At 42.4% G+C, this 22636-nt stretch carries 16 protein-coding genes; 3 read left to right on the top strand and 13 right to left on the bottom strand.

Features of this window, described 5'->3' with window-relative positions:
- Nucleotides 1-39: 39 nt before the first annotated feature.
- From NC997_RS06470 to NC997_RS06435, 8 genes are all read right to left on the bottom strand, one after another.
- A complete protein-coding gene (locus tag NC997_RS06470; protein ID WP_190525317.1) occupies nt 40-1878 on the bottom strand; it encodes a hypothetical protein in 1839 nt (612 codons plus the stop codon).
- Between the two features lie 583 nt (nt 1879-2461).
- The gene (locus tag NC997_RS06465) at nt 2462-3853 is read right to left on the bottom strand and encodes a hypothetical protein (protein ID WP_348257770.1); all 1392 of its coding nucleotides are present in this window, start codon (nt 3851-3853) and stop codon (nt 2462-2464) included.
- Between the two features lie 114 nt (nt 3854-3967).
- On the bottom strand, nt 3968-4612 hold the full coding sequence (locus tag NC997_RS06460) for a hypothetical protein (protein ID WP_348257769.1): 645 nt from the start codon (nt 4610-4612) through the stop codon (nt 3968-3970).
- 216 nt (nt 4613-4828) lie between these two features.
- Nucleotides 4829-5503, bottom strand: a complete 675-nt coding sequence (locus tag NC997_RS06455; protein WP_190525314.1) for a methyltransferase domain-containing protein — start codon at nt 5501-5503, stop codon at nt 4829-4831.
- A 55-nt stretch (nt 5504-5558) separates the two neighbouring features.
- The gene (locus NC997_RS06450; protein WP_190525313.1) at nt 5559-6827 is read right to left on the bottom strand and encodes a glycosyltransferase; all 1269 of its coding nucleotides are present in this window, start codon (nt 6825-6827) and stop codon (nt 5559-5561) included.
- On the bottom strand, nt 6824-10711 hold the full coding sequence (locus NC997_RS06445; protein ID WP_190525312.1) for a glycosyltransferase: 3888 nt from the start codon (nt 10709-10711) through the stop codon (nt 6824-6826). Before NC997_RS06445 ends, NC997_RS06450 begins: the two co-directional genes overlap by 4 nt.
- A gap of 9 nt (nt 10712-10720) precedes the next feature.
- Nucleotides 10721-12010, bottom strand: coding sequence for an ABC transporter ATP-binding protein (locus tag NC997_RS06440; RefSeq protein ID WP_190525311.1), 1290 nt, complete (start codon nt 12008-12010; stop codon nt 10721-10723).
- A gap of 45 nt (nt 12011-12055) precedes the next feature.
- Nucleotides 12056-12901, bottom strand: a complete 846-nt coding sequence (locus NC997_RS06435) for an ABC transporter permease (protein WP_190525310.1) — start codon at nt 12899-12901, stop codon at nt 12056-12058.
- A gap of 438 nt (nt 12902-13339) precedes the next feature.
- On the opposite strand from NC997_RS06435, the gene NC997_RS06430 reads away from it, so the two are divergent.
- The 3 genes from NC997_RS06430 to chlG all read left to right on the top strand — a co-directional run bounded on the left by NC997_RS06430 (nt 13340) and on the right by chlG (nt 15721).
- Nucleotides 13340-13534: a DUF2862 domain-containing protein gene (locus NC997_RS06430; protein WP_190410406.1), complete on the top strand. Its 195-nt coding sequence runs from the start codon at nt 13340-13342 to the stop codon at nt 13532-13534.
- Between the two features lie 6 nt (nt 13535-13540).
- Entirely contained in the window at nt 13541-14638 is a 1098-nt protein-coding gene (locus NC997_RS06425; RefSeq protein ID WP_190525309.1) for an ArsA family ATPase, read from the top strand.
- Nucleotides 14639-14728: 90 nt separating this feature from the next.
- On the top strand, nt 14729-15721 hold the full coding sequence (gene chlG, locus NC997_RS06420; protein ID WP_190525308.1) for a chlorophyll synthase ChlG: 993 nt from the start codon (nt 14729-14731) through the stop codon (nt 15719-15721).
- A gap of 84 nt (nt 15722-15805) precedes the next feature.
- On the opposite strand, the gene hpsP is transcribed toward chlG, so the two are convergent.
- From hpsP to glmM, 5 genes are all read right to left on the bottom strand, one after another.
- Nucleotides 15806-17005: a hormogonium polysaccharide biosynthesis glycosyltransferase HpsP gene (hpsP, locus tag NC997_RS06415; protein ID WP_190525307.1), complete on the bottom strand. Its 1200-nt coding sequence runs from the start codon at nt 17003-17005 to the stop codon at nt 15806-15808.
- Between the two features lie 36 nt (nt 17006-17041).
- Nucleotides 17042-18217 (bottom strand): hormogonium polysaccharide biosynthesis glycosyltransferase HpsO, encoded by a 1176-nt coding sequence (hpsO, locus tag NC997_RS06410; RefSeq protein WP_190525306.1) that lies wholly within the window; start codon nt 18215-18217, stop codon nt 17042-17044.
- A gap of 95 nt (nt 18218-18312) precedes the next feature.
- Complete coding sequence (gene hpsN, locus NC997_RS06405) at nt 18313-19290, bottom strand: hormogonium polysaccharide biosynthesis glycosyltransferase HpsN (protein WP_347276053.1); 978 nt, start codon at nt 19288-19290, stop codon at nt 18313-18315.
- 49 nt (nt 19291-19339) lie between these two features.
- Nucleotides 19340-21022: a hormogonium polysaccharide biosynthesis protein HpsL gene (gene hpsL, locus NC997_RS06400; RefSeq protein WP_190525305.1), complete on the bottom strand. Its 1683-nt coding sequence runs from the start codon at nt 21020-21022 to the stop codon at nt 19340-19342.
- Between the two features lie 103 nt (nt 21023-21125).
- Entirely contained in the window at nt 21126-22589 is a 1464-nt protein-coding gene (glmM, locus tag NC997_RS06395) for a phosphoglucosamine mutase (protein ID WP_190525304.1), read from the bottom strand.
- Between the last annotated feature and the right edge of the window lie 47 nt (nt 22590-22636).

The raw sequence follows: 22636 nt of genomic DNA, 5'->3' as shown, positions 1-22636 counted from the left end.
TAATAATATTTCATAAAAATCCCATGATGTGTTTTGAATCTACTGTTCATAAAGAGTAAATTTTGAACGAATTGTAGTCACAAACTTAGGTTTTGTAGCTATAAATGTATCTACATACTTTTTCCTTGCATGAATCCCTAAAGCATGAATTATATAGTCCGATTCTGGGTGAAATACTCCATATTCTGCCTCTAAAAGGCCTGAATAAGTAGACCAAATATCAAAACTATTTATTTTGGGTGTTTCTGGATTTCTTTGTATTTGTATAGGATGAGGATATCCATCCGCTACTGGGTCTAATTTGGTTCCTTCGACATATACTTGATCTCCATTAATTGCGGTTATAGTTCTTGAACCACTTTTAGTAAAAGTGGCTATATCACCTGGTCTGATGTTTACTAATTCAGAAATATCACTAACAAAAAAGCCTGGGGCAAATCTACTAATGCCGTTAATCCAGTTTTTATCAGACAAAGGGCTACTCAATAAGATGGCAGGACTGGAGGATAATCTACCGATGACATTTTTAGCTATTTTTTGAGTTTCCACCCAGCTAGGACTAAGGTATACGCCTAAGACTTTGTTGCTAGTTATCTGTTGAGAGTTAGTAATCAATAACTGTAACTGGGAAATTGGGTTGTATAGGTTAAAATTAAATATTAATCTAATAATTAGAATAATTAAAGATAATAAAAGTAATGAATTAAGTGCGTGATGTAGCGTTTGTATTGTTTTGTTTATAGAAAAAACTGACTTAAAAGCTTCTAAACAATAATAAATTGTAATTAAAATTTCTAGCCTGTACAAAGGTGTACTGTACTCTATAATAGCAATCCCTAAGTAGCTGATGTTGGAGGCAATACCATAAATAATTAGAAATAAAATAATTGAGAATTTAGGCTTTTTAATTTCTGAACTTACAAAATATAAGATTGCAGATATAATTAATAGAAAAAAGGCAATATAAATCCTATAACAGACTAGGGAGTTTACTTCATAAATACTTTTTAGAAACGGTGAAGGTGGGCTTCCGAAATACCAAAACTGATCGGTTGGTATGTCGATTAAACTATATTTCAGTGGTAAATAAAAATTATAACCACAGAGTAACACATAAATGCATAATACGCTCAAACTATAAAATATAATAAAGAAACTAAGCGATCGCAATCGTTGGGAAAAAGATTTTTCCCAAACTGGAAATGCTACAAACATTATAGACGCACTCACAAGTGCAGCCATTCCATGTTCTGTACTCATGAAGAAGCATATTGCTACTACACAAGAAGTAACTATTTCAAAAGTATAAAAAGAGTACGTACTTCGTTTATTTTCCTTAAAAAGATTAGTCCTAATATATATTAGTATTGCACCTGTAATGATGGGCATACTTGACCTTACACCAAGTAGGCTATTCTCAGGGTACAAAAGGCTATTTAAACCTAAAAAATCGCTACTGTATGTAATAGCTATTGAAATGAGTAAAGACAGTTCTTTAGGAATTTTAGTTGAGCGTAAAAACAAATAATTAGTGAAAGTAAATAGCCACATTGAAATTAAGTATCTAGCGATTTCCGAACTAAATAAATTCTTTCCTAACAATACATAAGGTAAATAATGGAGATAAAGAGTACCTAAACCGTGAAAAAATTGAAAATCTCGACCAGGAGTTTGACCTTCCCCAATTCTGCGTAGGGGATTGAATATCTGAAAGCTTCCATTAATGGGGCTACCATTAAAATGAATACTTACAGAATACGCCTGTATAAATTGATAAAATAACAAATTTAAAAGTAAAAATAACGAAATTATGAAAACGCCTTTATAAAAAATCTTTATAGATATAGAAACTAGGTTTTGACTCCAGATGGTTTTCATATAATTCAAGGATTTTCCGTTAACGACAAAACTTTTCAGTCTCTTGCCAGTAGAAGTGGGGTGTATAGCGCACATGACTCAATGTGTGCAGTCCGCGTGGTGGAAAAAGCATAATGGAGAAGAAGGAACCGCACATGACGGTAATACCTAAGTGCTTCAGAGGTTCAGGTACTTCAACTAATGCCATCTCAGCTAACTCATGCTTTAAAGGGATAATGGGAAGTCGAGAAGCCGAAATAATTTTGTTAATTGCTGAGTAAGTGCAGTTAAAGACGTATTTAGCGCTGACCCTATTCCCTATCCCCAGAGTTGAAAAATACTTCAATCCGGGAAGCCTTGCTGTCTCGTAACTTAATGACTTTAGAAAGGATACTTTTTGGGTAGTGATAACCGTTGTGGACTCTAGCTTGGTCAGTGTAAGATGCACGTTGAAGAAGCTTATTTTCTGGTTAAAATAAAATGACCTTATTCATGTATTTCTTTAGATATAAAGGCATTTTACATCCGAAGAATCCTCCACCAATTATGATAGCTTCGTGCTTTGACTGACTCATTACAGGTACATTTGCTTAACCCTACATGGTTAACGTAGCTTTGACTGGCATTTAACCATGCTACTCATTATGTTACCTTTGTCAGCCGACTTCTCAGCTAACTCCTTTGGTATTACCATCTTCCAGGTGGAAGTTCTTGGATATATCGGCACTTCAAGAAAACGACCCTTACTATCCGGTATTCCACGAATGTCCACAAATCTTCTCTCTTTTAATGCAACTATTAATGATTGCTCGAAGTTACCTATTTCTCTCATTGGATAAGCGGGATTCCCATAAGTAGATAAATCTCGCCAACCAGTCATAAATATTGTTAACATTACTACCATTAATGCTTGACGAAGTAGATTTTTTTTAATACGAAGAGCCATGTCATGAAACCATAAGACTATTAAGAAAATTGCGAGTAAGTTTTGACCATAATAGTATCTGTGAAGTCCTGTAAGTGTGTAATTATTGAACAAGGCGCTGAGGCCTGGTCTAAATACTGCTGCTATAATTGTAAAACTAAGCAATGAATAAAAGCCAAAGACGAATAACCACCGATTTGCTTTGGTTGAAGCTAGGCTGGCAGCAATAATAATTACTATAAAAACGAGAATAGCAACGAAATCATTAAATTTTTCGTAAATTGAGTAAATGATAGGATGAAGCATCGATCTAGCAATAAGCATTTCGATAGCATTGCCTAAAATAAATGGTGAATCTAAAAAATGTCCTGTTGGTTTTGTTCCAGTCATTCCAAAATTAAGCGTAATATAAACTATTTTAAATAAAGCTAGAAAACCAAGGATAACAGCGCTTAAAAAAGCAGGAGTTTTAAAAATAAACTTTAAAGATTTTTTTTCAATTAAAAGCTGCTTTAAATAGGGAATGTAAATTACAGGAATTAAAAGATAAACTACCGGATTGGTTCCAGCACATATAAGTATTATAAAATCGACTAAAAGTATGAAACGCGATCGCTTCATACAAAAGAGGCGATAAACAATTAAAACAAATGCTATATAAACGAATGAATACCCAACGTTTGAAACTCTACCCAGTACTTCAGCATCTGCATCATGTAGCGGAAAAAAGCTAGATACTAACGCCAGTGCAATCAGATATGGCAACCTGATCCAGTCTCCTAATAATAAAAGGGGTAAAGTTGCTACTAAGCCATAAAATATATAAGAAACAAGGGCTATGCTTTGAGGGATGTACAATAAATTATCCGGATATAAAATATTGCTAATTTTTATGGCGATTCCTGCCAAAATAACGTTTCCAAATACATAATAATTTATGTGAGGAGTAAATAAGGTTGACCAAAATCCCTGAGTCAGGATAGGACCAACATAGTCATGTCCATCTTCCGCGTAAAATACAGGGTTTATGAATGGATCGGGGTTGCGGAAGAAAAATATTAGAAATGACACTGCCCAACATCCAATAAACAAAACTAACTGTTTATGATGAGGATGTCTATTGAGCAGATATATTAGGAAATTGAACCACTTTCTTACGTTTAACCCTCTATTTTTCATTGTAAATTAAGTTGATTTATGGTAAAAGTAAGATAGGGAGGCGCTGATAGCTCCTGGAGAATACACTGTTTGATTCAAATTTGTCTGTTTAAATACGGTTGAAGTTATCCTTGGCATCTCTTCAGGCAGAGGAGCTTCCTGAGTTTTATAAATTGGTAAACCAATACTTTCAGGCTGAGAAGTACCAGCAGCAGAAAATGAAATTTCGTAGTGCTTACAGGCACTTTCAGGAAGTGGCTGAAACTTAAGACTAACAAATCTCCAGTCCTTGGCATCACGGGCGTGAAAACTACCCTTACGCTTGAGAATCTTTTTGCCGTCGTCGCCTATTTCACTCAACTGCCAAAATACATCATTTTGTCGGGGTCGCTCGAGCCAGGTAACTACCTGAATATCTATTCTTCCCAAACCATTTAATTCTGCTACGAAAGGTTGTGTCAGATTGGATTTATCCCATAGTTCAATAGCCGTCACTAAGGCAAAAGGTTCGCTAAGCCTAGCTAGTGGTAGCGTTGCAGCTATGCCATTAGGAGCATAGTACTGAAAAATCGCGTTAAACCCCAGTAGTGTCAACAGCCCTATTATTGCTGAATATATAAGCCAGAAGAATATGAGCGCTAACCTATCTTGTGAATTATCCTTAACTCTCATTGTGCATTAAGGTTATTGGATTTGGTAAGGTAGGCATTTTATAGTGTTTCAGCTAGTGCGGGATATAGTTATTTTGGACTAGACTGTGTATTTCCACTGTTGTCGCTGATGGCTTTCTAGTTTTAGCTTTTGTATTATTGTTGGTAAGCCTATTTATTTCCATACCACAATAGCGTTGATACAGAATATAGCTAAGTACTCAGAATTCTTCGATTTCTAACCATCTAAAGCAAACTTTTTTATAGCTTTAGATACTTCTTCATCAGTTGACGGTGCGAGTTCTTTAATTCTCATGCTTTTCTCATAACGGTCTGTAGAAAATGTCCTCACCTCCCACCATGCAGGAACCTTTTCTTTAGGTGGCTTTGAACGATAAATATTCATAAAAACGCCGAACTCCTGAACCACGCCTTTAAAGTATTTGAGGGCAAAATCTAGGCTATGACCACTTCTGTCAATATCCACTAGTGTGCTAGGCAATACTACGTACTTTATCTCATTTAATACCCAAAAGCCTCCAGTTAACTTTTTATAAACTTCGGGAAATAGTACGCACATATGCATATAGTGTTCTTCGTTCAGAAACTGAACATGACTAAATATGAAGGCTCCGTTGCTAAACGCATACGGGGTCCAAATTTCTACGGTTGCTCCCTCACAAGCCACACGACAAATTTCTTGAAAAAACCTGTTTGTATTTGAGATATGCTCCAAGCAATGTGATGAAAAAATATAGTCTACGCTTCCGTTTTCAAAGGGAAGGTCTTCTTTTTCTATATCGACTACATAATCAACGCCAGAATGCTTGCTACTATCTATACCTATAAAGCCCTCCCTCTTATGTGGACCACAACCTATATCTATCTTAATAAGCGATTTTACTGTATTCATTAAAATAATCTCCTAGCTTTATTCGCTCAAGTGAATGTAAGCAAACATTATCAACTTAAACTTTAGCAAATTTGCTCACGTATAATCCCTCTCTACTGCGATTTTCTATACCAGGAACATTTAACATAAATTGATGAATTCGTGCTAATTCAACCGACCAATCCTGGTGATAATTCATCATATACTCAACTGCATTCTTTTTAATGTGTGCAAATTCGTCATATTTATCAATTGCCAGCGAGATCGTTTCAGCAAGACAGGATGCACTTGGATTGGAAAGAAGACAATTTTCACCATCACGCAACAGCCATCGGGTACTCGGATTTACATTTGAAACCACTAACACACCGCATGCCATCATTTCAAAAGGTAAGTAAGATGGATGTCGTGTCATCATCATTGAAAGTCCAATATGACAAGAACGATAGAGATGTCCTGTTGCTTCATAATTTAACAACCCTAGATTCTCTAGTACTCCCCCCAATCCATAGTCTTCAGGCTTCCAATTTGCCCCAGCTGATAAAATTTCCACACCAGAACCATAACGTTTCTTTAGCTGACGCATTGATTCAACTGCTAATTCAAAACCATTGCGTGGATGTCCTGGTCGCCCATAAAAAAAGACACGTTTCGGCTGGTCATTCTTCTTTAAACTATTTTCACTATAGAAAACATTAGTATCGATACAAGGAGTAAAGTGAACTGATACTCCGTCGTATTCGATCTCGTATATTTTCTTCAAACTTATAGTATTAGCAATCCCATAGAATCCAAATCGGTATGTAGCTTCAGCTTGAGCATAGGTGGAGCCAGCGGGATAGAATAACGGTTCAAAGTCCTGAATAAAATAAAATTTCAACCCCGTATTTTGTACCTTTAGCAGAACATAGGCAGTTGTCCAAAGTGTAGCGATTGAGAAATCTGATACTGGTATGTTCTGAATTGCTTGGGCAGAGTTGAGGATTATCACCTCTGCGCTCTTTAAAGCCGGAAATACCTTCGTAATTTTTTCAGCTACAGCATCAGCATTTATATCACCACAAATCAAGAATCTCTGGTGCATCCCTCCCTTTTGGAATAAATAATCCGCAGTGCGGAGTATTGTCATCACTCCACCATAGAAAGCATTCTCAAAAGATGGCAAATACCAATTCACACTGTGAGTGCCTGATTTGCTAACTCTTTCAGGATGTTGTTGAAATTCCGAGATATCTGCGTATGAAAAATCAATAACTCGTGCCAGTGCAGTAGCATCTCTACTATAGCTATCTAAAGGTAACAATGTCTGATTAATTACTTTCTTTAGAAACGCTTTAATTCTCATAAATGTTTTCCATTTTTCAATCTTAATTTCAAGGGAGCAACTGAATCAAAAGCAGGATGAAAATAGGGATCATCAGCTAAAGATTCATGAAATTCTGGAATATCATCGTTGGGTAAATCTTTCAAGAATGCTCGCGCGTGTGGATTTACTAAACCACGTTTATTTTTACGGCGACTAGCTTGACACAGTTTTATCATTGCAGACGATAAAGAAGATACATTTGTAGGTAATCCATCTAAGGTCAAGTAATGGTCATAACTAAACGCCACAGCTTTAGGAGAGCTTGCAGTGCAATTTCTATACCATAGCGCTCCCCCAAAAATTTCCCAAGAATATAAGTTCCTACCACGCAATAGCGGGGAGCCATTTCCGTATTGATCAACAATTATTCCTGCTTCAACAACAATATTTTCCTCTGTTAAGATGAGCGCTGTAGCAAATCCAATATTTGGATGACTGAGAACCCAACCACTTAATTCTTGTATCCATCCTTCTTGAAATCTAGTAATTTCACCTGATACAAACAAAACTACGTCAGTCGGTTCTTTTTTCGCAGCTTTTGCTAAAGTTTCTAGCTTATTCTCTCTGAATATCAGCCACTCAATAGGCAAGTTGGTATTTTTGATGATAGTGTCTCGTTCGCTCTTTTGTGAGTTATAACTAGACTCTGGTAAAACTACTTTCGCTGTATGAATACTAGAATCAGCAAACGATGAAACTGCACGAATGCAACTAGATAAAGACTCCCAAGGAACGTCACCATCAATAATAATTGTTACCTTGGCGGGCGGAGTTTGCCATTCTAATCTAAAACCGGATTCTGGGTGTGGTGAAACGGTTGCTGGCAATTGTGTTCGACTTAGATGGTCTTGGATAGTCCGTAATTGTGCTTCAAGGGCATAGGGCTTAGAATCTATCCCTAGAGAAGTAGAACCCTGTATTATGCGCCAGTGATAAAGAACACTATTAATCCGAGCAATACGTGATGTTTGTTCTGTAATGCGAAAAAATATATCCCAGTCTTGCGCTCCATCTGTCTCTGGACGAAAGCCGCCAATACGCTCCACAAGTTCACGACGAGCAACACATAAATGAGTTAAATAATTAGCCGAATATAAAATTTCTGGACTCCATTCGGGTTTTAATAACAGCCGTGACCTTACTTTACTATTTGCACTCACACAATCTTTGTCTGAATATAGGAAGTCTAAGTTTTGCTGCTCGTTTAATTTTTTTATTACTTCATAGAAAGCCGAAGGTGCTAATAAATCATCATGATCTAGTAGTACTATAAATTCACCTGAAGCCAGCTTTATAGCAGCATTAGAGTTACCAGAAATCCCTTGGTTTTCTAGCATTATAGTTAGCCGCACTCTTTGATCTTGTAAACTGAGCGCTTCTAGGTATTGACTTGTTTGCAAATTGCCGATATCAGCAAAGGCAATACATAACTCCCAGTTAGTGTAAGTTTGGTTTAAAACACTATTCAGGGTTTCTTCAAGAATAAAAAATGGCACTTTATATACTGGAAGAATCACACTAAGCAGGGGTTTGTACTTAAATGACAGAGCTTTATTTTTTTGTTGTTTAAGCTCCTCATCATTAGGTTCGTAGTCATTGATCCATTCTGTATATTCTGGAGGCTCTGCCAAACTCTGTAAAATTTTAGCTACTAATGTATCCGTCAAATAACTTCTAGTGTGGAAGCTCGTCATCCGATGTATTAAAAATTTAGCGGTACGTTGAGTAAATATGTAAAATCCTTCATTACGTATAACAAAAATACTTTTATTAGAAAGTCTTACAAAGGGAAGCAGTACAGAGCTTATGCTTTTTTTGAACTTAAACCATATTGTTCGTAGTTTCCAAAACTTACTGGTTTCCATTGAAGCAACAATACTCAGCGAGTGTTGCAGTTCTGCTTGAGTTTGATGCAACTGCGACTGCGAGTGTTGCAGTTCTGCTTGAGTTTGATGCAACTGCGACTGCGAGTGTTGCAGTTCTGCTTGAGTTTGATGCAACTGCGACTGCAAGTGTTGCAGTTCTGCTTGAGTTTGATGCAACTGCGACTGCGAGTGTTGCAGTTCTGCTTGAGTTTGATGCAACTGCGACTGCGAGTGTTGCAGTTCTGCTTGAGTTTGATGCAACTGCGACTGCGATCGCTCAATTGACTTAACGAATAGCATTGACTGTGGGATTGAATTCAGAAATCTTGTGAACTCATCAAAATTTCCGCTCGCAACCAGCTTAGTTCTTTCTTGAAACTCCCAATCCAACAAAGCAAACCTATTAAATTCTTCTGCATTTATATCCAACTCAACTAACTGTAGACAAAAATTCAGAAAAGACCTAAATGATTTATCTGGCTGTAAAATATCCCATCCGGCATCTATCCATAAGTAAGCCCAGTTGTAAATCCCAAGAAACCCCCTAAATAATATAAATTTAATAGGAAGCCGAGCTAAATAACTCCACTCTCTATCAATGTAATTAAGAGCGCCTTTTGGCGTTACTATCAAATTCCACGGAGTACAATCCACGTAATTACCAGGTAACTCGGTTTTGCTTCCCAGACATCTTTGGGCTTCTTTAACCAAGAACTTATACCAAATATTAATACACGATTTCAAAAACTCTTCATCTCCCGAAGCCCTAAACCTGATTGCTTGAATTATTTGCTCAATGAGTGTTGTACCACTCACAATTTGTGTGGATTCATTGGCATAGTGTTTCAATTCTTTTGTTGGATCTGTTTCTTGCTCCAGTGTCAGTTCAGTATAGATAGGTTCTCGTTTCAAAAACAACGAACCATCACTTCTATTCCTGCGTAAACAGAGTTGAGTCATGAACTCCTTACTACGCATCACATTGTACTTCCACACGATCGCTTCTGGATCTAGGAATTTTTCTGAGATTAATTTGCCTCCACTAGCTAATACTAAAAACGAATTGCTTACTTGAGACAAAAAGCCATTAGCTTCTATCTGTTTAGTCACCAAAAATTCTTCGAATATCTCTATTTTGCGATTACTATAATCTCTAGAATTTACATATCCCAGCCAGTTATACAAAAAGGGTGTTGAGTAATGCGGGCTAGTTTCGTTTAATCTAATAACAACGTCAGGAAGCTTGTAGTCTGGAAAAGGATACAGAAAATCAATATCTGTAAAACCAGATATTTTCAATAGTTTCTCTAGTTCCTGCTTTCCAAAAGTTCTTACTAAGCTACCACTACTATAACCTTCTAGCCCATCAAATAGTATGCCCGTATGATCTTCAGAGCATCCGGCAAAGTATTTTAACCCCAGTTTGTTCTCAATTGCTAAAATCAAGATCCCATCATTTTTTAAATGCCGTTTTGCTATTTCCAAAGCTTGCTGTTGCGGGTTTCCGGAATTAATGTATTGTCCGCTATACTCTAATACACCAATCAAAGTAACTACATCAAATTTTTCATTGAATTCAATGTTTTGGAAGTTCCCATGAACTATTTGTACATTTTCCAGATCCCTACATCTTAGAGCAGCAATATTTGCTCGCTTGTCACTACCCTCGACAGCAATAACTTTATCAACGTTCTCCCCTAAATATCGAGTAATAGCTCCACAGCCTGCACCCAATTCTAGTATCGAGCTACCTTTATTTAGCAGTATAGGACGAAGCAAATTACTTCGCTTAGGACTGAGATGATACTCAGAAGGCCAATTACGTATGTACCCAACTAGTTCAGAAGAATGACATCTGAGATCTGAGACTTTTTTAAGGCAATTCTCCAAATAAGCTTCTTCCTCAGAGCCATCTGAATAATTGAATACAGAGTAATTTCGCTTTGGTAACCAAAGGTTCAATTCCTGAAATCTAAAAAAATCCTCTGGATAATTCATTTAAAGACTCTAATACTTACTACTTTCAAGAGTAGCCTTTTCAATGGAAAAATTAATCCGACTCTGAAGATTTACTATGCCGCCACTCATATCGTCTCCCAGTTGAGTCACTTTTATTTGGACAGCATCATATCTACGATCTATTGGACTTAGCCTTCCTTGAGCAAGAGAGACAAAGCCAAAAGAAATAAAGTAGTCACCTGGACAAAGCATCAGGTGTTGTTCAAATGACACATTAACCAAGTTTCCAGGCTTTAAATTTGGCACATTTATCTTCTGGGCATACGTATTGGTGATATATATATCTTCACCCCTACAATCTTTTATTGTCATAGCAAACACTGGAGCTTCTAAAAACTCTTTAATCAAAGCTTCAATACTAACAACTACTTTCTCACAAGAAAGGAAAGTTTTGGTTGTTTCCCCGTTACTATTTTTAGTAATAATTTTTATGATTTCCCCCCGTCCATCACCATATCTATACTCTAACTTTTCTTTCTTTCGTTCTGGAGCGGCAGGTAATATCAATTCTTTATTTGGTATTTCTCTGAATTCTCTCACCTCTTCATCGGGAAACATAATTTTTGTATAATGATTAATTACTTGATTCGGTATTCCCTCCAAAATCTTTTGACCTGAATTTAAAAGAATAGCATTATTACAATAACGTTTTACGGAATTTCCATCATGGGAAACAAATAAAATTGTTATGCCTTTTTCCTGAAATTCTTTAAATTTCAAAAAGCATTTAAATTGAAATTTAATATCACCTACGGATAAAGCTTCATCAACAATTAGAATATCTGGTTCAACATTGATTGCAACAGCAAAAGCCAACCTGATAAACATACCGCTTGAATAAGCCTTAACGGGTTGTTCTATAAAATCTCCAATTTCAGCAAATTCAGCAATTGTATCAAATTTGTCTTCTATTTCTCTTTGACTTAAGCCTAATAATCTTCCATTAAAAAATACATTCTGCCGCCCGGTAAATTCAGGGTTAAAACCACTTCCTAATTCCAGCAACGCTGCAACCCGACCATTGACTTGTATATCTCCTGTAGTTGGCGTTAGCGTCCCGGCAATAATTTGTAGGAGTGTACTTTTGCCAGAACCATTTTGCCCAACAATTCCTAGTGTTTGCCCTTTTGGCACCTCCAAATTAATATCTCGCAGCGCCCAAAATTCATTAGCTCTAATCTTACCGGGCAGCAATAAATCTTTTAACCGATCTACGGGATGCCCATACAGCTTAAAGCACTTCGAGACGTTCTTCAGCGAAATCGCAATCTCACTCATTACACCACTGCTGCCAACACCACAACTCACAAACTCAATCACAACCTAAAGTACATCAGCAAATGCCGGACGTAACCTTTGATACGCCCCTAATCCTCCCAAAAATATTAATAGACAAATTAAAGACGCCACACCCCACTGTGCCCAGTGATTCATCTCTCCCACTAATACTAAATCTCTATAAACTTCTGCCAGCGTCGCCACTGGATTCAACCAAAATACCCAACCTCTCCACGGTTCTGGAATCTGCTTTGCTGGATAAACAATAGGTGTCAAATAGAATAAAAAATTTAAGATAACTAATAATGTTTGCGGAATATCTCGCAAAAAAACTGTTAGAGCTGCAGTAAAATACCCCAACCCAGCTGTCAACATTAGCTGCGGTAGCCAAACCAACGGCAGCAGCCATAACGTAGCGTGTATTGTTTGGGATGTCAATGCCACTAAAAGAATCAATGCCATCAAGCCTAATGTACTCTCAATGAACGTTGACAGCACGGGTACTAGGGGCAATAAAGCTAGCGGAAACACGACCTTCTTCACCAAATTTGGCTGCCCCACCACCGAACCTGCTGCCTGGGTAAGGCCACTGGTAAAAGCAATCCAGAGAAGCAACCCGGCAAATAGCCATAACCCAAAGGTAATGTTATTCTCTGGCAATCCCTTCAGGGTCAGCTTTATCTTCAATACAATTGAGAAAACATAAGTGTAAATCAGCAACTGTGACAGCTGATTGACCAAAGGCCACAAATTGCCTAGAACCGAACCCTTATATCGCGCTTCCAAATCCCGCCGCACCAGGGTTCTCAACAAGTCTAGCTTTGCCCACCATAGGTCATTAACCGGAAGCAAACGCCTCACCCTGCCAGCTTTGCGAACAACTGCTTTCATCGACTTCAACAAATCCCGCTACTCTCTCACAACCAAAACACGAAGCCACTTTTTTCTATGAAGCTGAGTCAAACCTTAGAGTTCCCATTGCCGCTTTTTGGCATTTGTTGGATTTTGTAACAAGTCTAGTCTATTAAGTTAAAGATGATATAGGAAATTTGCTGCAATACAAGCAGAAGTTTTGCGAGTGGCAGCTTCTGCCGAGGTAAAGCTTAGCAGCCTCAAGGTCATCTTGGTGCTACGCCAAAGCGGTAGAGCAACTAGAGTTCGGGTCTAAATACCGTCCTTGGGTATTGATTCAGAGGTGATCTGAACCAAAAGAAAACGATGTCCTAAGAGGACGACCTTCGGTTCACCACCACTTAAGCAAACCAATCTCCGAGGTTTTGCCCTAAACTGTGGAATGATTCGGAATGGTTCATTTGCATCGGAGCAGCAATGGAGATCGGTCAGAAAGTAAAAGTATACCGCCTCAGAGACAGGGTTTCTCCCGCCGTTGTTAATAAACTGGGGAAAGTTGGCACCATCAAAGGCTACAAAATGACGGATGGTAGTGGCGTTGGGGTCGTCGTGCAATTTGACGACAACTCGACCACTTGGTTTTTTGAAGATGAACTGAAACCCGCACAATAAGAACAGATGGCCCTGATTTTAACGTTTTTGGGCAAAGGCGGCACGGGTCGCACCACAGTCGCGATCGCAGCCGCCAAACAACTGGCAAGCAAGGGAGCGCGAGTGCTACTTGCCGGACAAGACCCCGGCCCCACCCTCGGATTGCTCCTGGGGGCGTCCCCTAGCCCTGATCCCCAGGAACTGGCTCAAAATTTACAGGTAGTACAGTTCCAGTCTGCCGTGCTACTCGAACGCAGCTGGGAAGAAGTCAAAAAACTGGAAGCGCAGTATCTACGGACGCCTCTGCTGAAAAATGTCTACGGTCAGGAGTTGGGCGTTCTGCCAGGGATGGACAGCGCCCTGGCTCTCAACGCCATCCGCGAGTACGAAGCCAGTGGCAAGTATGACGTAATCATCTACGACGGCAGCGGCGACCAGACTACCCTACGGATGCTGGGGATGCCAGAGATACTCAGCTGGTATATTCGCCGGTTCCGAAAAGTCGTGGAAGATTCCGACCTGTGGAGAACTGTTTCGCCGTTCATTCAACCCATTAGCAGCGCTGTTCTCAATGTGTCATGGAGTGGGGATAACTTTGCCCAACAGCCCACCAATGAGGTGAACAATCTGCTGGAGCGAGGGAGAGCCGCAGTCGCCGATCCTAACCGCGTTGCTGCCTATTTGGTGACGACGAGTGCGCCAACTGCTGTTGCGACTGCCCAGTATTTTTGGGGCAGTGCCCAACAAGTCGGACTGACCGTGGGAGGCGTTCTGCTCAACCAAGAGTCGGACACAGAAGCCATTTCGGCAAACTTTACCCCTCTTGCAGTCAGCTCCCTTCCCAGCTCACCACCGGGTGACTGGCAACCGCTAATCGACGCCCTCCCGGATTTGCGTCAAGTATCGGGGCTGCCCAAACCTATCGAGATTGACATTCCAGCTCGTCAGGTACGTCTATTCTTGCCTGGTTTTGATAAAAAGCAGGTAAAACTCACCCAATACGGCCCTGAAGTCACCATCGAAGCCGGAGATCAGCGGCGCAATATCTCCTTACCCCCCCAGTTGAGCGGTCAACCCGTCAAAGGCGCTAAATTTCAAAATAGTTACTTGGCGATTTCGTTCTAATTGGTCATTGAGAATTGGTAATGGGTGATGGGTACTTGATAATGACCATTACCCGTTACCCATTACCTATTACCTATTACCCATTAGCAAATGACAACCGACAAACAACAAACAACCGATAACAACCCATCTGAGCGGAGTGCGAAAACTCGTCAACTGCTGGGCATGAAAGGTGCGGCTCCTGGCGAGACTTCTATCTGGAAAATTCGCTTGCAGTTGATGAAGCCGATTACCTGGATTCCCTTGATTTGGGGCGTTGTCTGCGGTGCGGCTTCTTCCGGTGAATACACTTGGACGCTGGAAAATGTCCTGAAAGCCGCTACTTGTATGCTGCTATCGGGACCTATTTTAGTTGGGTATACCCAAACTTTAAATGATTTTTACGATCGCGATATCGACGCGATTAACGAACCCTACCGTCCGATTCCCTCTGGTGCCATTTCTGTTCCCCAAGTGGTGACGCAAATTTTGGTACTGTTATTTGCGGGGTTAGGGCTTTCCTACGTTTTAGATAGATGGGTGGGGCATGATTTTCCTACCATCACCTGCATTGCCTTGGGCGGCACGTTCCTCGCCTATATTTACTCTGCGCCACCGCTGAAGCTGAAGAAAAATGGCTGGCTGGGTAATTACGCACTGGGTGCCAGTTATATTGCTCTCCCCTGGTGGACGGGTCACGCGCTGTTTGGGGAGTTAAACCCTACGATTATGATTCTGACGCTGTTCTACAGTTTGGCAGGGTTAGGAATTGCGGTGGTGAATGACTTCAAGAGCGTTGAAGGCGATCGCCAACTCGGTCTACAATCGCTTCCGGTGATGTTTGGTGTTGGCACGGCTGCATGGATATGCGTGCTGATGATCGATATCTTTCAAGCTGGAATTGCCGCGTATTTGATAAGCATCCACCAAAATCTTTATGCGGCAATCTTGATATTACTCATCATCCCCCAAATCACTTTTCAGGATATGTATTTTCTGCGCGATCCCCTGAAAAATGATGTGAAATATCAGGCAAGCGCTCAACCTTTCCTAGTTCTAGGAATGCTTGTTGCTGGTTTGGCGTTAGGTCACGCCGCTTATTAGTAGTAGCGCGTCTAGCCTAGAATGCTTGGTTAAACAAATGCCCGAAAGCTTACATTTCAAGCTTTTCAGGTCTGAGTAAGCCCACTAAATTAGACTGGACGCGCTACTACTTTTGCTTGTAAGAATTTGTTGGTAAGCTTTAATCGTTGTTTGAGCGATCGCTTTCCAACTGTAATTTTTCAAAGCGTACTCTTGGGCATTTATTCCCCGCCGTTGTCGTTCCGAAGCATCAGCAAGCGAATCGCGCAATTGTTTAGTTAAACTCTCTACATCACAGGCGCAAACCCAGCCAGCTTCTGCTTGTTGAATTTCCTCCCAGATATAAACTTGGTCAGAAATTATCACTGGGGTTCCGTTACACATCGCCTCGGCTACAGCAATGCCAAAGTTTTCGTAGTAAGAAGGGAGGACGAATAAATCGGCATCTTGTAGTAAGGCAGTTTTCGACTCACCAGTTACAAATCCGGTTATAGTAGTGCGATCGCGTAAAGGTGACGCTTGCAACTGTTCTCGAATTTTGTTCTCATAAGCTGGATCTTGCGGATTTCCACCTGCCAGCACAAAGTGAAAATCAGCACCCTCTTCTAAAAGTTTTTCCAAGGCTGGAATCAGTAAATTTAGCCCTTTTTTCGGGTCAATCCGAGACATAAACAGCAGCAAAGGCTGAGTCTCCGGAATGCCTAATTTCCTTCTAGCTTGACCTTTCGGTAGGATTGCTGGCTGCTTTACGCCTAAGGGAATTACCACATCCGGCGTTGAAGTTCCGAAGCGTTCGGAAATCTTAGCTTCTTGGGGGCTGGTGAAGTGAATTCCCGCCGCACCTGCTAAATTGGGACGTTCTAGCAGTGCCGCGTAAATCTGCTTCAACTGCTTCTTCTTGCGTAAGTCTGAGGGGTCTAGCGTCCCCAGAGGACGCATTAAATAGGGTAAATGACGCGATCGCGCCACAGTCGCTGCCGCCGTGCTTACAGGCGAAAACAAAGCGTGGATATGAGCTAAATCAAATTCAGCCGCATGTCCTGCTAACCAGCGCAACAAATCCAGGGAAAACTTATAGCGCCGGAACGGGGAACAGGGGAAATAACGCACCTGATAGCCATTTTGTTCCACCGGACGGTCAAGAGGCACATCCAAGGGCGGCTGACCGACATCTCCGTTGCTATTTGTTGTTAATACTGTCACCTCCACCCCTTCAGATGCCAGTGCCTCTGATAGTCCCAGAACCATCTGACTGGGACCCCCATAAACTAAAGAAATCGAAGGGACAATTTGTAAAATTTTCATTTTGTTTGTCAGGCGTCAGGTGTCAGTTGCTAAGGACTACTGACTCTTGACTAACTGTTTATAAAAATCTAATTGCTGCTTGGCTAATGCAGTATTTGTATATTGCGCGATCGCTCGTTCATAACCCAGCTTACCCAACTTCTGGGCTAAATCTGGTTGTTCCATCAATTGCCCCAGGCAATTTTGCAAAGCTGCTGCATCTTTCTCTGGAAAGATTAACCCCGCATCTCCAATGACGTGCGGAATTTCCCCGGAATCAGAACCAATTACAGGAACTTGGCAAGCCATCGCTTCAATCAGCACATGACCAAACTGTTCTTTCCAACCAGCGGCAGTCAAAGTTTTAAACTTATAAGTTGTTTCTGAAGGTAACACTAGCGTATTCATCAGGTTGATATAGCAGGGAACTGCGTCATGAGGAACGCTTTCCACCAAAATCAATTTATCTTTAATCCCCGCCTCAGCGGCTTGTTCTAGTAGTACCGATTGCAAGGGGCCGCGACCGAGTAAAAGCAATTTCCAGGGGCGTGACTGCAAGCCTTTCAACGCTTGCAACAGCGTCAGCAGACCTTTTTCTTCCACAAACCGCCCCACAAACCCGACTACAAATTCATCCGGTTGAATCCCCAGTTTTGCTGCCAATTCTGGCTGCGGTGTTGGTGAGAACAATCTCTCATCTACACCCAGCTGCGGCATCACCTTGCTAGGGCCGTCGTAGCCACGCTGCCGCAATATATCCACACCATCTTGATTTCCAGCAATCAGTCCGTGAGTGTGTCGTAGGTTATAAGCTTCTAGCAAGGAAACCGGAAATTTTAGTTCGTAGGGTAAGTTCCACCAGGTAAAAAACACATTTTTTGCCTTCAGCCCCAACAGTCGATTGAGCGTAATCAGCTGAGCATAACCTAAAGCTTTTGAACCCTGTTCCACTTGAATAATCTGGGGTCGAAACTGGCGCAACAATGAAATCAAGTCAGCCCCAAAGGTAAGCATTCCCTGGTTGTTCTGGCTGAAATTAGAAACTGGCACGATTTGAAAAGAGCCTTCTTGACGCAGCTGAGTTTCAATCGTCTTATTTTGGACACCCCCAGGCTGCCACCGGCGCGGCACGACTACAGTTACTTCAATTCCGGGTTCCAGTTGAGCTAACGCCCTTAGTTTCTCGCAGTTGAGGTCAACGATATAAGTGTGACTGGCAACCAAAATCCTCATCGCGCAACTCCTAGTAGCGAAAATCTTTTTTTAACGCAAAGGAGCGCCAAAAAGGTTCGCAGAGAAAATTTTTCTTTGCGTTTACTTTGCGTTCTTTACGTTGAAATTCCATCTTGACGAGTATAAACTTGACCGTCTTCCCAACTTGACTGGATAACTGTACCAAGTGCGTTGAAAAAGCCTAAAGTGTAGGAGACAAAGCGAGTCAAAATTTTTAACGGGGAGCCGCTTTTGTTGCATGGAGGATGCCCCAGTACGTGACAGTCAAAAAGCTTAGCGAAGAATCGCAGGCATTGACTTGGGGTAAGGTTTTTAAGTCCCAGCAGGAAGTGGTTGTGATAGAAGGTAAGTTGGTACTGGAGCGATCGCGTACTAATATCGTGACAGCCGCCTGTTTCTTCTCCTAGGTGAACTAAATCAGCATCGGGGTCATACCAAATCTGATACCCCGTCTGCCGCAACCTCAGACAAAAATCCGACTCTTCGCGCACCGCACTACCTCGAAACCGCTCATCAAAATGCAGTCCGTGCTTGGTAAAGATTTCTCGCCGGAAGGACATATTGCAGCCTCTGGCAGTGAGAACGCGCTGCGGCTTCACTGTATGCACTAAGTCAATGTGGTACCAAGCAATTCCAGGGTCCATCGCTTCTGGGGGCAAATCCTCAATCGTCAACTTATTGCCGGAATCTTCCAACTTCATCCGGTCAAATACTCGCCCCGCTACCGCACCCACTTCCGGGCGCTCTAAATAATTGCGGACATGAGCCTCTAAATATCCAGGCTTTAGCAAGACATCATCATCCAGAAATAACACAATTTCCCCAACTGCCCGCCGTACCGCATAATTTCGGGCACCCGGTAAACTTGCCCAATCTACGCGAAACCAACGAATTTTACCGCTGTTTGCCAACTCCTCAAGATACGCTTGAGTTTCTGGCTGGTGCGTAGCGGTTTGATCGACCACCAGCACTTCAAAGGCTGGGTAGTCTTGCAGCAAGACATCTTTGAGCGTGTCTCGCAAAGGTTCTTCACGTCCGTAAGTGGGGATAATTACCGAAATCAAAGGCTTCACGGTTTACTGCTCCGAAATGCAATTGAATAGTGAGCGATCGCTGCCTTAATTATGTGGCAGGTACCGGGCTTGTTTTACCGACAGTACGCCTTCCAGATGATTTGCGGCGTCCTTTCTTCTTCGTTTTAGCCTCATCATTTTCCTCCTCTGCCAATCGCTTCTCTTGTTCCTGCTTATCTATTTCTGGCAATTTAAAAATAACACCGGCAAAAAACCAGTAATAAATTGCCACCTCGGTATCCAAGGGATACCAGTAAGTGTTATAACTTAGCACTAAAATCAAAACCCAAAAACTGGCACCAAAACTGCGTAAACTTTTGTCTTTCACCGAGCGGTAAATTTTGAAAGTAATCGCTGTCAAGCAAGTCACGAAAACTAGAAACGCCAACGTGCCTGCCGGGCCAATTTCGTATAGAACCTTAGGGTAGTAAGTTTCAACCAGCGCTGCATCACCAAAAATTCGGGTGGAATTGGTAGCCGTTCCCAAACCGCGTCCCAAAAATCCCCGCTGTTTCTTCATTGCCCAATTAAATTGCTCCACAATAAATGCTTGGGGAGGTGAAGCATTCCAGCGGCTGACAAAACTATCGATCCGCTCCTGAATTAAAGCTGGGTTGGCAGCGGCGGCGATACTCAACACCACACCTAGCCCGACTCCAACGGGGATAAACCGTTTGAGGTTCGCTACTTGTCCTGTAAGCACCAGCAGCAGTACGAAGACAACGGGAACCAGCGACAGGGCAATTCTTTGACCAGAAATCACCGCATTGGCAAAGACAAGTGCCATACCGACTAAACCACCAATCCGCCAGAAAAACGAAGTGTCACAGAAGGCAGTTGCAAAGGTAAAAAAGGCGTTGGAAATCAGGAACCATGCCCAGTGCCAAGGAGAGACAAACGTACCTGGTAAGCGAATCATCCCGACTTCCGGGCTGTAAACCAAAGCGCCACCGACAAAACACTTGGCATCCAGGGTTGCCTTAAATAAAGCATCAGCAACCAGTCCTCTGGTACCAGCACATCTACCGCTAGTCAGCATCGAGTACTGAATAAAGCCAAGGATACAGCAGATGATGGCGAGAACCAGATGCATTCGTGTCAGGAAGAGCAATTCCTTTTTTGTCCGAATCAGATAGTAGGCACAAAAAGCCAGGGGAACATACCCCAGAAAAACTTTTAGACCCAAAACTCCCTGCAAAAAGGGTTGTCCCGACCTACCGCCCGAAAATTGTAGGAAGCCGTTAACAAGAAACAGCGTCAGCCCAGAAAAGACTAACAGAATGTACAAGCTCGGCTTGATCTCTTTGGAAATCAGGATGGGTAGCTTTTTCCTTTGACAGTCCTTTACTAGAGCAATCAATGCGGGAATATAGATTCCATCTTTAGCCAGCTGGAATACAGGATTCCCGCCGCCAATCCAGTAGGTGACGGTGCCATTAATCGGTAGGTAAAGGAGGAATGCCCATAGGGCTTTACGGGGATATTTGTAGGAAAATCCCAGAGCCGGAATTGCTAAAGAGGCTAAGGCTGCTTTTGGTCCAGCGGCGAGAAACAGGAAGATAGCAAGAACGGCGGCAATCCCCACGCTGGCAAAGGCAAATTGAGTGAATTCTTTTCGCGCCAGCTGCGCCTTGCGCTTTTGGGCTAACTGCTCCTTAAGACTTAGGGTTGGCGTTTGAGACTGCTGTTTTGTATTTTTAGACTTTTTGGATTTTAGCTTTGATTTCGGCATGGGGGAGCTTGAAGCTGCCGGTACCCATCGATTTTGGCATACATGATTTGAGATGCGTGGATTAGCGATCGCATCCACCTATCCACGCATCTCTTTCTCAAAATCACGCCAGATGTTGTTCGACGGCGAGAACCAGCTGTTCTGTCCAGTGATTTGTTAAGTCGGCACTGGCGGCTTCCACCATAACTCGGATGACGGGTTCGGTGCCAGAGGCGCGAACTAAAATTCTTCCTTGGTCTCCCATCGCTGCTTCCGCTTGAGCGATCGCATTTGTCACAGCGTCGCACTCTTGCCAGCGCCGTCTCTTTTCGCGGTCTTCCACCCGCACATTTCGCAGCAGCTGCGGATAAGTCTGAAAGCTTCCATCGATCAGTTCCGAGAGGGATTGCCCAGTGCTATGCACCAGTGCTGCTATATGTAAAGCGGTCAGCAAGCCATCTCCAGTGAGACTGTAATGGTGGCAGAGGATATGTCCTGATTGCTCGCCGCCCAGCTTTCCTCCAGTCCGGAGCATTTCCGCCTGTACGTACTGATCGCCAACGGCTGTCCTGACGAAAGAACCGCCAAGCTGTTTCCAGGCGCGTTCAAAGCCCAAATTCGCCATGACGGTCGCCACGATCAAATCTCCAGGCAACTGTCCAGCTTGCCTCAGGGTATTGCCCCAAAAATAGAGGATATAGTCGCCGTCAACGACGCGACCTTGGGCATCGACTGCCATGACTCGGTCGGCATCTCCATCAAAAGCAAAGCCTAAGTCAGCACCATACTGCTTGACGGCTGACTGGAGGGAGCCGAGGTGAGTCGAACCGCAATTTACATTGATGCGATCGCCGTCGGGACGATCGTGCAAGCAGATGACTTCTGCCCCCATCTCTTGAAACACCGCTGGTGCTAGATGAACCGCTGCGCCCCAAGCCAGATCCAGCACGACTCGCAACCCTTTTAGCCCGATCCCTGGTGCGAGCGATCGCTTCAGCAAGTCCAGATAATTTGTCACTAACTCCGGTCGATGATAATGCTGTCCCCAGCTACCATTCAACGTGGCGAAATTCGCCCTTCCTCTTAAAGCCGCTTCAATGTCCTGCTGCAATGCGGGGGGTAGCTTTGTACCATCCGATCCAAAAAACTTGATTCCGTTATCTTCTGGCGGATTGTGGCTAGCAGAGATCATCACCCCGCCTACGGCTTGGGAGGCGCTGGTGAGATGAGCCACGCAGGGAGTCGGGCATAGCCCTAGATTCCACACTTCCAGTCCCGCTGACGTTAAACCAGCGGCAAGCGCCATTGCCAGCATATCGCTAGAGTTTCTAGAATCCTGCCCTAAAATCACCGGCCCTGAGGTGGTTGCCGATGCCCGCAGCACTTGACCTGCCCAAAAGCCCACTTGCAAGGCTAGGGATGCACTCAACAATTCTCCAGCTTTTCCGCGAATGCCATCGGTGCCAAACAGGGGAGTCGTTGGCAACGCGAGGAAACTGGAAGCAGGATTATTACCAATCCGGATGCCTGGTTGCTCTACCTCAGTCACAGGACTAGAGAGCTGAGGACGGCTTGGGGATGAAACCATATTTTTAAACCACTCCAACACACAACACACTTACAGTGGAGGATAGC

It is taken from the genome of Trichocoleus sp. DQ-A2, assembly GCF_039961915.1.
Classification (GTDB): domain Bacteria; phylum Cyanobacteriota; class Cyanobacteriia; order Cyanobacteriales; family FACHB-T130; genus FACHB-T130.
Note: the sequence above shows the minus strand (reverse complement) of the source record. Positions and strands in the feature narration are given on the sequence as shown.